We start from the raw sequence: 15,869 nt of genomic DNA, 5'->3' as shown, positions 1-15,869 counted from the left end.
TGAACCAATCACCTGCTTTCTTGTCACTCATTACTGAAAAGAATATCGGAGCCAACTGCCGTCTCCACGGATTTCTTTACATTTTCGATACCTGCACCTGTATTTCCGGAAATTCCGGGAATCTGAATGATCGCAGGCATCAGCTCCTCACTGTATTTACTGATCTCTGCGGAAAGCTGGGCCGCCAGCTGTTCCGTAATATAAATAACCGCATATTCACCGGCCGCCAGACGGTTAAGCTTCTCTTTACCATCTGCAGGATCCTCCACCGGAAAAGTATCAAGGCCAAGAGCCGCAAACCCGTAAATGCTGTTATAATCACCTAAAACTGCGATCTTATACATACATTTCCCTTGCCCTTTCCCGGATAAACTCTTCCGGAAGGCCGCTGCGCTTTCCGGTGAGAATGATCCGCACCGTCTTGATCTCATTTTCACGGGCAAGCACATAGGCTACCAGCGGTCCCAGTGAAAATGAATTGTACAGCTGAGGGCGGATGGTCTCCATGATCTGGTTATCACACCATCTCTCAAAAGCGGAAGCTGATTCCGCCAGTGCCAGAGCTCCGTCCCCATATTTCGTTTCTGCCAGATAACCCATGATCTGAGCCATTCCGCTTACTGCCGCGTGGATCAGTCTCTCCTTATCCAGTGTGTCACATTCTGCCATGGCTTTTTTCATAAAGTCCGAACTTTTTCCTGTTTTGCAGGCACGGACTGCGATCCGGATATCTGCTACCGCTACCGTGGATTCCGCATACTGCCGGACGATCTCTTCTTTTGACCGTTCTCCGGCTTTTTTTATGGCATCCAGTGCTGCCCTGTCTACGATAATATCCGCAAGCTGTCCGTCTCTTGTGTGCAAAAAGGTCTCATAGGCTTCTCTTGCCGCTTCCCGCATATCCTCAGGAAAACGATCATATTCCTTATCTGTCAGGAATTTCACCATATCCTCTCCGTCAATGGAACAGTCGCTGAAAAAAATATTCGGCGCTGCCCCTTGCAGGATGCTTGCCTTCACAGCCGCTTTCAGGTTATGGAAAAGATCCTGATAGGAAAGAACAGAAAACACAGATCGGTCCGCTACCAGCGAATCCATGATCTCCCAGATCTTTTCTCTCTCTCGAGAAAGAATGGCATCCGCACCGGCTGCAGGATCACCGTTTCCCCAGCCCTTCTCTGTAAGGATCTGAAGGCACTGCTGCTCATCCTGACATGCCAGAAGCTGCTCGATCGCTGCCTGATTCAGAAGTCCGGTCTCCAGAACACGTATCCGCGCCACCGCATAGGCATAATCTTCACCAAACATCATTCACGCCCTCCTTTTTGCGATGGTGTTTTACGCAAACAAAATCTTTCTTACCTGATCCAGAAGCTCATCCCGCTTCTCTGCGAACATGGCATCAATGGAACAGTTTTCCTCAATGCCGCCGTATATCAGGATAAAACCTCCGTCTATGTTTCGGGTTTCACCGGAAATTTCCAGCACACCACCCTTTTTCTGTGCCAGGCTCTTTATTTCCTCACGGAAACCTGCCGGCATACGTTCCAGATCCTTTTTTGAAAAACAGATCTCTCCTTCTCTTGGAAGAAGATATTTCTCAGCCATATTCTTAAGGATCCCAAAATATTTTTCTTCATCCAGATTCTTCACACGGTCACAGGCATCTGCGATCACATTTCCGATCAGCTCCTGCTTGGCTGCAAGAACTGCGGTACGCTTCTTCATATCTGCAGCGGAAGCTGTCCGCTCTTCATAGCTTTTCACCTTTGCCCTGGACTGTTCTTCTCTCTGCTGCCGGATCTTATCTGCCTTTTCTCCGGCTTCCCTGAGGATCTCTGCGGCTTTTTTCTCCGCATCACTGATCGTAACGGCTGCAGAAGCATCGGCCTCTTCAAGAATCTGGCTTACCATCTTCTCTAATCCTGTCATGCTCTGCCCCTCCTGATGAATCAAACCTGAATTCCGCTGACTGCAAGAATGGAGATCAGAAGAGCCAGAATCGCATATGTCTCAACCATTGCAGGGAAAAGCATGGCTTTACCGAACTGCTCCGGTTTCTTGGCTACGATACCGATGGAAGCTACGGAAGTTTTTCCCTGATGGATTGCAGAAAGAAGACCTGCGATAGCAATCGGAAGACAAGCCACAAAGATCATAAGACCGGTTTCCAGGGAAATATCAGCAACACCTCCGCCCAGGATACCAACCTTGGAAAGTGCAAGGAATGCTACCAGCAGTCCGTAAATACCCTGCGTACCGGGAAGAAGCTGAAGAAGCAGAACCTTGGCAAATTTGTCCGGGTCTTCTGTTACAACGCCTGCTGCTGCACGGCCGGCTGTACCAACACCGATGGCGGAACCTATACCTGCAAGAGCTACGGAAATTGCTGCTCCCAATAATGCCCAAACGATACCACTCATAATATTAATCCTCCTTAATATCTACATATTTTGTATTTTCGCGGAAGGGGTGGAACTCTTTTCCTCCGCCCTCAAAGAATTTACCGAAAAACTCTACGTACTGTAATCGGCAGGTGTGCACGTATGCACCCAGAAGATTGATCAGAAGGTTAAAGATATGACCAATCACAAATACAAGGATAAATACGATCCATCCCAGAATACTGTCTCCCAGCATACTTCCCATCTGGTTCATAACTGATGCGATAACTCCGGTAGCAAGTCCCAGGGCCAGAAGTCTGGAATAGGAAAGGATATCACTGACCCATCCCGTGATATTGTAAAGATCGTAGGCTCCAAGCGCCAGCCTCAGGAACGGATTCTTCTTATCTCTTCCTGACATAAAGAGAATTCCCACAGCACCGATGATCGCCATCCATTTTCCGACCTGTATCACTGCCGGTGAAAGATTCAGATCCATCTGAGAAATAGAACGGAACATGCTGCTTGGGATAAAGATCAAGATCAGTCCCATAAGAAGCAGGAACCAGAGTACTACGTCACAGAAAAAGTCGAGATATTTTCTGTCACGTAACAGCATGTAGCCCTTAAGACCCATTCCCAGAAACATATGGATCAGACCAAACAGCATGGAGAACACCAGAAGTCTCATTGGCTCATTTAACGGTGCAAACCATACCGGCTTCACCGTGACCGGCCTGTGCAGATATACCTTCGAAAATACATCGATAAAATCTCCGAAATATCCGCCAAACATCACGCCCCAGAACAAAGTGGACAATCCACAGTACATAAAAAGCCGGATGGATTTCTGCATTCCGCTCTCCATCCTGGGGAACTTCAGAAGTACTCCCAGACAGACTGCAAAGACGATCAGTCCATATGCTGCGTCTGACAGCATCAGTCCGAAAAGAAATACATAGCAGGCTGTCATGATCATGGAAGGATCGATCTCTCCCTTTCCGGGAAGACCAAATGCTGCCAGAACTCCCTCTCCTGCTGCTCCGAATTTGCCGTTCTGAAGGGCAACCGGAACATTTTCTCCCTCAGCATCTTCTGCTTCAAAAACAATATCGTACTTCTCCGTAAGCCGTTTCTCCATTGCAGGAACCTGTTTCTTCGGAAGATATCCTGTCACAAAAAAAGTGCTCTCCGACTGGCGGAGCTGTCCTAATACCTCATATTTCTGTGCACGGATCCGGAAATAATCGGACAAAAGCTGAAGAGAGCTCTTCCTGTCGTGAAGAGCGCGTATCTGTTCCCGGATCTGTTCGGACTCTTCCTGAATGCGTACCACTTCATTCTTAAGGTTCTCCAGCTCCTGTGCCGGAACCTCTGATACCAGCTGTGCCGGTCTTGCAAATCCCTGCATCCGAAGCGCTTCTTCCAGTTCCTGTGCCTGTGCTTTCAAGCAGACAACCACCAGGCTCAGCTTACCGGCATCATTTGAGATTTCCCGAATGTCAAAGGCTTCAAGCTGTGGTGCATCCGCTGCCAGCTGACTGTATACCTGATCCAGAGTTATATTTCCATCAATACTTCCCACAAGTACCGCTGCTTTCGCTGTACCGCCGAAGTTCATCGGAATATCCAGCTTCAGCCATGGAGCAAGAGCTGCTTCCTGCTGTTCTAGCTTAACTGCCGCCGCACTGTTCTCTGTAAGCTTCTTCCGGTATCCCTGAATTTCTCTGGCTGTTCTCAGGATCTCTTCCTGATCCCGGATAGCTTCTTCCTCCTGCTTCCTTCCGATCAGCGGTTTCCCTGCCAGGGATGCCAGCATGGATTGCTTTTCCTTCGAAAATTCATCCAGTATTTCGATTGCCTGATCACAAAGGGATGCGTTCTTCTCAAAGATCAGCCGGGCATTCATAGTATCCATCGTCTTAAGCTCCGGATCCAATTCCGCTGCATCGATCTCCAATACTCCAAGTGACTGCAGTTCTTCCAATATGGCCTTACGGTTCTTTTTCATTGCGCAGATACTGATTCGCTGCATCTGCAATACTGCCATTTTCGCACTCCCCCTCTCAGAACAAACTGTCCATTACTGTCTGGATCGCCTGCTCGTGCTTCGACTCCGCTTTCTTTTTCAAAGCTGCAAGCTCTTCCTCCGCCTGTCCAACGACAGTGTTCTCTGTACTGTGTGCACGTTCTTCGGCTGCTTTCATATCAGATGCCGCCTGTTCGCCGGCGGCTGTTTCCGCCTTTCTGATAATATTCTCTGCCTCTTTCTCAGCTTCGCTGATGATACTCTGTGCACGGACGGATGCATCCTTTATCTTCTGCTGTGCTTTTGCCTCCGCCTCTTTCACTGCCTTGATCGTTTCCTGGATCATCTGATCACCGCCTCTCTGCATATCCAAATTGTACCACAATCGCTTTTTCAAAACAATGTTTATTATGCAATTTAACGATAAATTTATTTGTATTGTGTCAAAAAGTCGTCATATATGTTATATTTTTGCCATTTTTTCGCGCACTTTTTATTTGTTTATTCTATTCATATTTTTTATTTTTATTCAAAAAAAGCCATCAGCCCGATGAAAATGTTTTTTACATCTTCATCAGACTGATGGCTTTCAATTATGAACAGACGGTGAATGCGGACTAACCTATTCACCCGACCTACAGTGGCTATCTGTTCTATTTGTTAATTGTACAGGTAATTTGCAATGTCTTCGCTTTTGATATTCTCAGCATCAATCCATATCGGATCAAGTAAAACCTTCTTATCAATCTTTGTTTCCTTCTTCGGTGCAGTAGACTGAATAGCCGCCCACATGGTCTGATATCCCATCGCATAAGGATTCTGTGAAAGCACTCCCAGTTCTTCCCCTTTCTGGATCGCTTCCTGCTGTTTGCTGGTTGCATCTACGCCTACCATAGCAACTTTATTTTCTCCTGTGTCCTTATTTACCTCCAGAAACATTTCAGAAACCTCGGCATTGGTGCAGAAAACACCATCCAGTGCCGGATATTTATCCAGAACTTCCTTCATGGCTTCCTTCATATCATCAACCTGGTCAGAATATACGGTTTCCACCACTTTAATATCCGTATAATTTGCAATATTATCCAGAAATCCCTTTACACGTTCCTGAGCGCTCTGTGTTTTCTCCTGTGCGGAAAAAACAGCCACATTTCCCATTTTTCCAATGGCGCTGCCAAGCTTATATGCTGCATATTTGCCGATCTGTGTATTGTCTGTTCCACGGAAAGCTCTGACCAGCTTCGTATCACTGACATTGGAATCAAATGCGACCACCGGAATTCCGTTCTCTTTCGCTGCTTCCAGCTGTGCCTGACAGGAATCCATATCTCCGGCAGAAAGACACACTACAGATGGATTCTCAGCGATCACTGCATCAAGAGTATTGATCTGACTTTCTACGTCCTCTTCATCATCCGGACCCTCAAAGGTCATCGTGATCTGCTTGTCTTTTTTGAAACCATACGCCTCATTTACATCCTTGACAGCAGCTTCCATTCCTTCTTTTACTTTATTCCAGAACTCGCCTTTTTTGCTTTTGCTGACAACAGCTATTCTGGCACCTTCTTCAATAGAAAGAGTGTCATCGATCTCAGGGATCAGCGGGCTTTTTTCTTCTTCCACTTCGGTTGCTTCAGGGGTTTCCTGGACATCTGCTACAATCGGTGCAACAAGCTTTTCTACTTCTTCTTTCTGACAGCCTGTCAGCAGGGTTGCCACAGCCAACAAGGCTGCTGACGCTACTGCAGCTCTTTTCATTGTAATCTCCTCTTCCTCGCTGGTTACTGTTCTCTATGTTCTTTATCGTCTGCCTTGTCCATCCACAGTAACTTATACTTTACAAAAATCTTACATTTGGTTACTTGCTTTTTACATTATACACTTTTTCGTATTTCCGTCCAGAGTTTTTACACTTTTTTCACAAAATCCAGAAACGCACTTCCCTGTGGCTCTGTTTCAAACTTCATCATTTTTCCTGTTCTGGGGTGTTTGAATTCCAGACAACTGGAACAAAGTCCCAGTGATGTACCTTTTTCTCCCGAAGGATTATATTTCCGGTCTCCGAGAAGGGGCAGTCCCTCATGAGAAAGCTGCACACGGATCTGATGATGCCGACCTGTTTCCAGCCTGATCTTAAGAAATGTCCGGGATTTTCCGTTTATCTCCTGCTGATCCAGAACTTTATAGTGAAGGATCGCTTTTTTTGCTCCTGGTGTATTGGCAGACACCACCTGAGACATGTTGGCTTTTCCATTTTTTTTCAGATAGTCTGTAAGAGTCCCTTCTGAGCTCTTTGCTTTTCCCTCTGTTACTGCCAGGTAATATTTTCCGGCGCCTCCTGCCATCATCTGTTTACTCAAATTTCCTGCTGCTTCAGATGTTTTCGCAAATACAAGAATGCCTTCTACCGGCTGATCAAGGCGATGTACTACTCCCAGATATGGGATCTTTCCCGGTGTTTTTTGTGCCAGATAATTTTTCAGGGCACTTTCCATATCCATTGTTCCTATTTTTGCTGCCTGCACCGGCATTCCTGCTGTTTTTCTGCACACAAGGATCTCTTTGTCTTCATATAAAATATTTTCTTCAATCTGATAATTCCACATATTTTCTCATCTTACTTCCTTTCTCACAGAAGTATAACTGATGATGTTTTTGATGGCAACTGATAAATATAACTGTCCGGAAAATCTCTGATCGAAAATTTTGCTCTCTGCTCGGATCATATTATTTTATCCAGGGCTTTTCGGAACGGTTATATACTTAATATATGCAATCTTATATACACAACGAGACGGTCATCACTTTTTTTACTTTTACAGTTTCCAAAAATGATGACCGTCTCAACACTCTTCGTTATTCAATTTTTCTTCCTCTTCGTTCTTTCGAATAAAGTTTTCTTGTTATACTTATCAATCGAAATCTTTGATTTTATATACTTTATAAAATAATTTCGATTCTCTTTATTCAATTTTGAAATTTTTCTTTTTCAGATTCTCTCTTCTTTTTTATTTCCTGCTCATAAACGACTGATATATGTAAGTATATCTCTTCGATTATTTAGAAAGTTTTATAGATCAGAAATCATTTTTTACGATGTTTGATTTCCTGTTTATCTGAAGAATTTCGGTGGTTATACTTTTTCCTGTTCACTAAACAATTCTGGACTTAACTTCTTAAATTCAAAACCATTTGTCATCTCTGTACTTTGCAATCTGCTGATTCAAATCGACCTATTGGGATTTTCTCCTCTGCAGTTCTTTAAAGTATCCTGGAAAAAAGTTCCTGCCCGATTCTTCTATTTTTAATATCCTCTCAGATATTCTTCTGATGCAAAGCTTCAATCCATATCCTAATGGTTCTGATATGCATTTCAAAGTATCGTTCTCATCTTCACGTTTGTTCTTGGAATCTCTTCTTTCCAACGAACCGGTGAGTTGAGGGTTTTACTCTTTCGGGAAATATTTCTTTACATATTTCCTGAAATCTTTGTATCAGGTGTGTGACAGTTGTTCAATATGAGTTACCGATTCTATATTACCTGAAATACTGATTTCCTTTTGTTTCTGATTTCTTAAAATATAAGTAAGATTTAAGAGGATCTTATTTATATTTCATAAAAGAAACTTCTGTTTTCTTAAGGTGTATCATATGTGATCTGTATCAGGTCTTTCTTGCAGGAAATCCGGTTCCTGTCACTCTCATATTGATGATGGTGTTTGTTTATGTTCCCACTGGAATCACCTTTTCCTTTCTTCATCCTTCATGTGCATCTATGCTATGAATTGAATGATTTTCTTTTTTGTTTTTTGTTTTTCTCTTGTTGTTTTTGATGGTCTTATAATAACATCGTTGCGTGTATTTGTCAATACATTTTTGTGTTTTTATGCTATTATTTTTATTTATTTGTTTTATTAGGTGTTTATATTTTATAATTTGTTTGTGTTTTTTATTATTTTCTGTTAATTTATGCTATTGTGAAGTTGTGAAGGTAGGGTATGTCGCGAACGGACGGCCGTGAAGGACAGGCGGGGCGGGTGAGGCTTCGGAGGTCTAGTGCTTCTAAGGCTGCAGGGATTCTGCTAAAACCGCTGAAAAAATCCCAGAACTCGCTTACGCTCAAACAGCTGGGATTTTTCCAGCAACGCAGCCTCCCCGCGGCCTAAGAAGTACTACGACTCCTGCAGAGTCACCCGCCCCGCCCGTCCTTCCCGCCCTGACTTTCGAACATGGAAAGTTAGTTAGAAAAGTTTCTGTGTGACTGTATTGGCCCTGCAAACATTGCAATGTTTGTACTTTGCAATGTTTGCAGGGGATTGAGATAAACTTTATTCGAAAGAACGAAGAAGAAGAAAAATTGAATAACAAAGAGTGTTGAGACGGTCATCATTTGTTGAGCTTTTTTTGATATTTTTACCGGGGCTGGGGTTTGTCTCTGGGAATGTCAGCGTGAGGTGTCCTGTGGAGAGCAGGGGCTTCGGAGTGAGCCTTTGGTCATACTTGGCGTCTGAGGTGACCTGTGGAAAGGTATTCTGCGGATACAAGCCGCAGAATAAGGCCCATCTGTCTGAGCCAGGTACGCATCAGCGTACATGGCGAGTTATGGGCCGGCCTTTTCACAGGTTGCCTCAGACGCTTAGTATGACCAGGCGAAACGACAGCCTCTGCTCCCCACAGGACACCTCACGCGTCCGCATCGTCATAAGTATCCACAACCCTAAAAACTTCCCACAACCACACCTCTAAAAGTAAAAAAGCAGACCGGCAACCTCGATTAAAACGGTCACCAGTCTGCAAAACAACACGGAAATTCTTAAATTACTATATTCCGCTCTGCAGCATATTCATGAACACAGCTCCAACGCCTTCACGCTCTACATATGTTCAATCCCTGCATCTATTTACGATTATAATTGATCAGACAACCCTTAAGGATGATCTCTCTCTCATCATCTGTCAGCTCACCCAGAGTTACATCGAACTCCTTCAGAGCGTCACCTTCAACAGTATATCCCTTGATCACGTCTGCTTTTTCCTCAACCGCCTTGCGGATTCCCGGGAAGAACAGATAATCACCGTTCTTGAACGGAAGATCTCCGGACGGGATCAGGAATGGAAGCATACCCCAGTTGATCAGATTGGAACGATATCTCTTGGTTGCATACTCATTGGCAATGTTTGCCCAGCCGCCAAGTACCTTCTGGCAGGATGCAGCCTGCTCTCTGGCAGAGCCATCGCCCGGTTTCACTGCAAAGATGGTGCTTCCTACACCAAGGTTTGTCTTGTCAACATCCGGGTAGGATTTATGGATGGTTTCCATAACCGGTTTCAGTTCCGGAACAGCCTCTGCCGGGCAGTTACCTGCCTGGATCGCCTTCTGTGCTGCCTGGATCTCTTTTGCACGGCCAACATAAGCCGGATCCTTTCTGGACAGTGTGAACTCTGCAAGTCCAAGCGGATTGGAACGGTAGGAGGATGTCTCACCGGACGGGATCAGCTCGTCAGTGGTAGTAACCGGATCGTGGATCTCGGAAACAACCTTCAGGATCAGGTTGTCTGCAAGTGCAGCCATCTCCGGCCAGTCTTTGATATTCGGTCCAAACTGGATCTCTACGCTTGGATCTGCCACGCCCTTGCTGTCAAATACACGGTTCTCGTAGATAGACTTATCGAAGTAGTATTTATGCTCGGAATAGCTTCCGTCAAACTCCTCTGCTGAGGTAAGGAATCCCTTGTTTGCTGCTGTAGCTGCAATAGAACGTGCATCCATAAGTGCAACCGAAGAGATCTGACCGTTCTGGATCTTGGAGCCTTCACGGTTCGGGAAGTTTCTGGTTGTATGACGGATACTGAATGCATTGTTTGCAGGTGTATCTCCGGCGCCGAAGCACGGTCCGCAGAATGCAGTTTTCACAACTGCGCCTGTTCCAATCAGTTCTGCAAGAACACCATTCTTAGCCAGTTCCATGTAGATCGGAGTACTTGCCGGGTATACACTTAAGGTGAAGGCATCATGGCCGATATTTTTGCCCTTGAGGATATCTGCTGCTGCACAGATATTCTCGAATCCGCCACCTGCACAGCCGGCGATGATTCCCTGCTCAACATAAAGCTTGCCATCAACTACCTTGTCTCTCAATGTGAACGGAATCTTTCCGTCAAGGCTTACCTGTGCTCTCTTCTCCACATCTGCAAGGATATCGTCAAGGTTTGCCTTCAGCTCATCGATGGTGTAGGTGTTACTTGGGTGGAACGGCATTGCGATCATTGGTTTGATCTCACTGAGGTCAATCTCTACACAGCCGTCATAATATGCAACGTTGCCCGGTTTCAGTTCTTTGTAATCCTCCGGTCTTCCGTGGATCGCATAGAATTCCTCGATCTTCGCATCTGTCTGCCAGATGGAGGAAAGACATGTAGTTTCTGTTGTCATAACATCAACACCGATACGGAAATCTGCACTTAAGCTGGCAACGCCTGGTCCAACGAACTCCATAACCTTATTCTTCACATAGCCGTTGGCAAAAACCTCGCCGATGATGGCAAGCGCAACATCCTGCGGTCCTACACCCGGACGTGGAGCACCTTTCAGATAAATAGCAACTACTCCTGGCATATTAATATCGTATGTCTGGCAGAGAAGCTGTTTTACAAGCTCCGGTCCGCCCTCGCCCATAGCCATGGTTCCAAGAGCACCGTATCTTGTATGACTGTCAGAACCGAGGATCATTTTTCCGCCGCCTGCAAGCATTTCTCTTGCGAACTGATGGATAACTGCCTGATGAGGCGGTACATAAACTCCGCCGTACTTTTTGGCACAGGTGAGACCAAACATGTGGTCATCTTCATTGATGGTTCCGCCTACTGCACAGAGGGAGTTATGGCAGTTGGTCAGTACATATGGTACCGGGAATTTCTCAAGTCCTGAAGCTCTTGCTGTCTGGATGATTCCTACAAATGTGATATCATGGGAAGTCAGTTTATCGAATTTGATCTGAAGCTTCTCCATGTTATCGGATTTATTGTGAGCCTTGAGAATAGAATATGCGATGGTATTCTTAGCAGCCTCTTCTTTCGCTACAGGCAGATCAGCCTGGTTCTCGGGAATGATTTCCTGTCCGTTCTGAAGATAAACGCCGGTATCGTAAAGTTTCATTTCGGTTCCTCCAATCTGTAATGATTCTTTTTTTCATAATTTCGTTTATTATAGAGGATTTTTACACATTAGTCAATAAAAGTGAACACACCTGGTGCATTGTTTTGCGTACAAGCGTTATTGCCCTGTGCTTTACTTTCCCTGCAAAATCCGCTATACTGAAGACCATATCGGACGGATATTCATATTCTGCCGGCTGTGGCAGTTTCAATACGGAGGTACTGTTTATGTTTCGTTTATGGGGAAAAATATGGAAAGACAATCGCATGCTTCAGGACACCGTTGTCTGTGATGACAGCGATGATACCAGAACCCACAAGATCTTTCACGGACTTGAGGAAATCTGTTATCAGATGGATCTGGGAAATCCTATTTGGCTGGATGCCACAGTGCGGGATTTCAAAAAGCATGATAAGGCCCGCTTTTATCAGGATAATTTCATTGAACATATTGAATTCGACTACCTGGAGATCCAGGTGATCGAGGAAGACTGAGTAACATGTAAAAGGACGCAGGAAAGCCACGAATGCTTATCCTGCGTTCTCTTTTTTCAGAAATCCCCAATCTGGGAGGTATATTTCAGAAGATCATGCTTACTGCCTTTAATGAAGTTTATGCTCTCAGCCAGGAGAAAAATGTAACGCTCCGTATGGCAGCTTACATGGTTGCGATCAAGAGGATCACCACAGCCGGCAAGCTCCGTGGCGGCCCAATCTCCATGGGTTGATAAGGTATAGCTGATAAATTCCTTATCTTACACAACTGCATACATAAAAAAGCTCTCCGGCGGATACAGAGAATCGTATCTGCCGGAGAGTTTTTTATAAGTATATATTTTGTCAAGCGGATATCCTCAAGTCCCCACCTGCTGCTTATTGCTTTTCGCAATTGAAACAGGAAACTTACTTGATTCGGTTAATCTTCAGCATTTCCAAAGATCATTGCATCCGGTTCCCTTATTCCGGAATATCTTTGTGTACATTTCTGTATTTTCTCAAATATACCGGGATATGTTTTTACTCTGCATTCATAAACTCCCGTATGATCTCCCGCATGATCTCTTCCTCCTCCGGAGAAAGCATCTTGCTGAAGTGGCTTCCGGTAGCAGCCGTCTGACGGATACTTCTGGTGATCTTATCTACGATTTCTTCCTGCAGAACAGGATCCGGCTTTTCTGCGACCGGTACTTCCTCCACCCAGGTACGGACCTGTTCCACATAATCTGCAAGAGTAGCCATCACAAGCTCTTCCTTATAAGAAAAGTCCAATGCCTGACGAAGAAGAAGCAGTACTACCGGCACTGCCGCCCCTATATAAAGATAAAGCATAGACAATCCTTCCCTGTATCCCAGTCTGCTGTTGAGAAAAACAGACAGTCCCAGAAGAAATGTACAAAACAGTGACGGATACCATACAAATCGGTTCATCCGGTGCCAGAGCCTGTCCCTTGACTTCCACAGGTTCAGCCATTTTTCTTTGAGATTCTGTAATCGCTGCGTATTTCGGATCATTCTTCGGTAGGTAAGGTTTGTTGCCAGCATCCCCAGACCGCCGATACATCCCATGGATGTCATGACGTAAAGGGGGATGTTCAGCTTCATGATCATCTCCAGCATAAGCCCTCCCTTTTTTCACTGCCGCACAGTGCCTGAGCGTGCTTTCGTTCTATAGCCGCACTGCTCATCGCCTTAGGAATATTATACTTCTATATAACTTAACTGGAAAGAATTTTCGTTCGTCAAATGCTGCCTCTGTTTTCGGTCTTTTTACATTTCCTGCAGTGCTTTGACTACATTTTCAAATTTCATGAAGTGAGAAGCCTTTACGAGGATGGTATCTCCAGGTTTCACATAGGTGTTCAGGTTCTTAAGAAGGCTTTCCAGATCTTTTTCCTGGATGACTGTCAGGTCCGGATTGGTCTGAGATGCTTTTTCCGCGATATGGGCTGCAAGTGGTCCTACGCAGATGCATGCATCGATCCTGCACTGACCTGCATGAACGCCTACACCTTCATGAAGTGCAGCTTCATCCGTTCCAAGCTCACCCATATCGCCAAGGATGGCAACCTTTCTTCCAAGTCCGTCCTGAAGAACATCCAGGGAAGCCTTCATGGACATGGGATTTGCGTTGTAGCAGTCATCTACGATCATGAATTTATCGGTCTCGATCATATTGAATCTTCCGCTGACCGGTTCCAGGCTTTCGATGCCATTTTTGATCTGCTCTGCATTCAGTCCGTAAAGTCTGCCCACAGCTGCTGCTGCCAATGCATTGGATACCATATGACGTCCCGGCATTGGAATATCTACATGAAATGTCTGGAGCTCTCCGTTCTCTGCCATTTTTCCTTTCAGACAGATGTCACAGCTCATTCCCTTCAGGCCACGGCTTTCCACATTTTCACAGGTAACAGAAGCATTTTCTCCGTTTCCGAAAAATACCGGCTGCATGCCGTTGTATTCCTTTACTGTAGAAAGCTTATCATCATCACCGTTAAGTACGATATTTCTCTTCACATACTGAAAAATCTCTGTTTTTGCCTTCAGGACGCCGTCTCTGTCCCCAAGGTTTTCCAGATGGCAGGTTCCGATGTTTGTGATCACGCAGGTGTCCGGTTTTGCGATCTTTGCAAGACGGGTCATCTCACCGAAATCACTGATTCCCATTTCCAGAACTGCGATCTCATCTTCATCACGAAGGCGGAATACTGTCAGTGGAAGTCCCAGCTCATTGTTGAAATTTCCCTGGGTTTTCAGTGTACGGTATTTTTCCTTCAGCACAGAGGCGATCACCTCTTTTGTGCTGGTCTTTCCAACGCTTCCTGTGATTCCCACAACCGGAATATCAAGCTGCTCCAGATAAAACTCCGCAATGTCTTTTACTGCCTGAAGGGAGGAGCCTACCTGGATATACGGATGATCCGCCCCTTCAAGAGTTCTCTCGGATAAGGTCGCGAGTGCACCTGCTTCCATTACCTGCGGGATAAAACGGTGAGCATCCACACGCTCTCCTACTACCGGTACAAAAAGACCTCCTTTTTCCACCTTACGGCTGTCCGTTGTGATCGCAGTCACTTCCTCCTGAAGTTTTTCCTGCGGGCCGTGGTAAATACCATTGCAGACTTTTGTGATATTTTCCAATGTAAGATTTTTCATGAATAAAATCCTTTCTTTTGCCAGAAACTCCTCCTGTCAACAGGAGGAGTTACGGTCAGATATTTTATTTGCTGTATTTCTTATAAGAAATGCGGATCAGTTCTTCACAGAGGTCCGGATAGTCGATTCCCAGGACCTTTGCTTCCTGAGGGATCAGACTGGTGGGTGTCATTCCCGGAAGTGTGTTTGCCTCCAGGCAGTACATATCACCGTTTTCTTTCATCATGAAGTCAAAACGTGCATAGCCCTCAATGCAGAGAGCCTTTGCGCCAGCTTCCGCATAATGCTGCATCTTCTCAGTCAGTTCCGGTGAGATCTCGGCCGGACAGGTTTCTACTGTGGAGCCTGCCTGATATTTGTTCTTATAATCATAAAAGCCCTGCTTCGGTGCGATCTCGATGATTGGATAAGCCTTTCCGTCTACAACTGCAACGGAAAACTCACGGCCCCTGATATACTCTTCAACAACTACCTCATCTTCATAAGAATAAGCACCATCAATGGCATCCTCATATTCTTTCTGGTTGTTTACAATATAAACACCTACGCTGGAACCACCGCAGCATGTTTTTACAACAACAGGAAATTCCATACCAAGATCATGGATGTTTCTTGTACAGTTTTCTTTCAGCATGGAAACGCCCTTCGGTGTCGGTACCTGATCCATGAGAAAGATCTTCTTGGTGAGGCCCTTATCCATAGCAAGGGCACTGCTTAAATATCCGGTTCCTGTGTAACGGATCCCCAGAAGATCGAAGGTTGCCTGAACCTTTCCATCCTCTCCGTTGGAACCGTGAAGTCCCATAAATACAATGTCTGCTGCCTGACACAATTCCAGTACATTCGGTCCGAAAAAGCTTCTTCTTGTGCGTTTGATCTCTTCGATATCATCATCGAAGCTTCTCATATACTCTGCCGCAGAATCTACCTCATAATCTTTATCTCCAAAGGGCTCATCCCAGTCCACCGGCTCCAGTCCGCAGAAAATATCTACAAGAATGGCATTATGGCCTTTTTTACGAAGTGCCTTGCAGACACCGGTTCCTGTTACGATGGAGATCTCTCTTTCTGTACTGGTTCCGCCTGCCAATACAACGATATTCATACTTTCATCTCCCTTGATGATCTTGTGTTTTCTTTTTTCG

14 protein-coding genes are annotated in these 15,869 nt (G+C 45.2%); 2 read left to right on the top strand and 12 right to left on the bottom strand.

The window, feature by feature from the left end:
• Positions 1-23 precede the first annotated feature (23 nt).
• The 9 genes from BN3261_RS15065 to BN3261_RS15025 all read right to left on the bottom strand — a co-directional run bounded on the left by BN3261_RS15065 (position 24) and on the right by BN3261_RS15025 (position 11,569).
• The gene (locus BN3261_RS15065) at positions 24-344 is read right to left on the bottom strand and encodes a V-type ATP synthase subunit F (RefSeq protein ID WP_015526256.1); all 321 of its coding nucleotides are present in this window, start codon (positions 342-344) and stop codon (positions 24-26) included.
• Positions 337-1,308 (bottom strand): V0D/AC39 family V-type ATPase subunit, encoded by a 972-nt coding sequence (locus tag BN3261_RS15060; RefSeq protein WP_059086971.1) that lies wholly within the window; start codon positions 1,306-1,308, stop codon positions 337-339. The genes BN3261_RS15065 and BN3261_RS15060 overlap by 8 nt, the downstream gene beginning before the upstream one ends.
• 30 nt (positions 1,309-1,338) lie before the next feature.
• Positions 1,339-1,932, bottom strand: coding sequence for a V-type ATP synthase subunit E (locus BN3261_RS15055; protein WP_015526258.1), 594 nt, complete (start codon positions 1,930-1,932; stop codon positions 1,339-1,341).
• A 20-nt stretch (positions 1,933-1,952) separates the two neighbouring features.
• On the bottom strand, positions 1,953-2,423 hold the full coding sequence (locus BN3261_RS15050) for a V-type ATP synthase subunit K (protein ID WP_015526259.1): 471 nt from the start codon (positions 2,421-2,423) through the stop codon (positions 1,953-1,955).
• Positions 2,424-2,427: 4 nt separating this feature from the next.
• On the bottom strand, positions 2,428-4,434 hold the full coding sequence (locus tag BN3261_RS15045; protein WP_059086682.1) for a V-type ATP synthase subunit I: 2,007 nt from the start codon (positions 4,432-4,434) through the stop codon (positions 2,428-2,430).
• A 16-nt stretch (positions 4,435-4,450) separates the two neighbouring features.
• On the bottom strand, positions 4,451-4,786 hold the full coding sequence (locus BN3261_RS15040; RefSeq protein WP_118752836.1) for a V-type ATPase subunit subunit G family protein: 336 nt from the start codon (positions 4,784-4,786) through the stop codon (positions 4,451-4,453).
• 287 nt (positions 4,787-5,073) lie between these two features.
• Positions 5,074-6,171 (bottom strand): substrate-binding domain-containing protein, encoded by a 1,098-nt coding sequence (locus BN3261_RS15035; protein WP_022427345.1) that lies wholly within the window; start codon positions 6,169-6,171, stop codon positions 5,074-5,076.
• Positions 6,172-6,320: 149 nt separating this feature from the next.
• Positions 6,321-7,019, bottom strand: coding sequence for an RluA family pseudouridine synthase (locus tag BN3261_RS15030; RefSeq protein WP_059086681.1), 699 nt, complete (start codon positions 7,017-7,019; stop codon positions 6,321-6,323).
• Positions 7,020-9,310: 2,291 nt separating this feature from the next.
• Positions 9,311-11,569, bottom strand: a complete 2,259-nt coding sequence (locus BN3261_RS15025) for a hydratase (RefSeq protein WP_059086680.1) — start codon at positions 11,567-11,569, stop codon at positions 9,311-9,313.
• 227 nt (positions 11,570-11,796) lie between these two features.
• Between BN3261_RS15025 and BN3261_RS15020 the strand changes: the two genes are divergently transcribed.
• Entirely contained in the window at positions 11,797-12,063 is a 267-nt protein-coding gene (locus BN3261_RS15020) for a hypothetical protein (protein ID WP_015526267.1), read from the top strand.
• Positions 12,064-12,095: 32 nt separating this feature from the next.
• A complete protein-coding gene (locus tag BN3261_RS15015) occupies positions 12,096-12,296 on the top strand; it encodes a hypothetical protein (RefSeq protein WP_059086679.1) in 201 nt (66 codons plus the stop codon).
• Between the two features lie 289 nt (positions 12,297-12,585).
• Here BN3261_RS15015 and BN3261_RS15010 read toward each other — a convergent pair whose 3' ends face one another.
• The 3 genes from BN3261_RS15010 to BN3261_RS15000 form a co-directional block, all read right to left on the bottom strand.
• Positions 12,586-13,185 (bottom strand): hypothetical protein, encoded by a 600-nt coding sequence (locus tag BN3261_RS15010; RefSeq protein ID WP_059086678.1) that lies wholly within the window; start codon positions 13,183-13,185, stop codon positions 12,586-12,588.
• A gap of 150 nt (positions 13,186-13,335) precedes the next feature.
• Complete coding sequence (locus BN3261_RS15005; RefSeq protein ID WP_059086677.1) at positions 13,336-14,724, bottom strand: UDP-N-acetylmuramoyl-tripeptide--D-alanyl-D-alanine ligase; 1,389 nt, start codon at positions 14,722-14,724, stop codon at positions 13,336-13,338.
• A 64-nt stretch (positions 14,725-14,788) separates the two neighbouring features.
• Positions 14,789-15,829: a D-alanine--D-alanine ligase family protein gene (locus BN3261_RS15000; RefSeq protein WP_059086970.1), complete on the bottom strand. Its 1,041-nt coding sequence runs from the start codon at positions 15,827-15,829 to the stop codon at positions 14,789-14,791.
• Positions 15,830-15,869 lie beyond the last annotated feature (40 nt).

The sequence above is a fragment of the Blautia massiliensis (ex Durand et al. 2017) genome (genome assembly GCF_001487165.1).
Classification (GTDB): domain Bacteria; phylum Bacillota; class Clostridia; order Lachnospirales; family Lachnospiraceae; genus Blautia_A; species Blautia_A fusiformis.
Note: the sequence above shows the minus strand (reverse complement) of the source record. Positions and strands in the feature narration are given on the sequence as shown.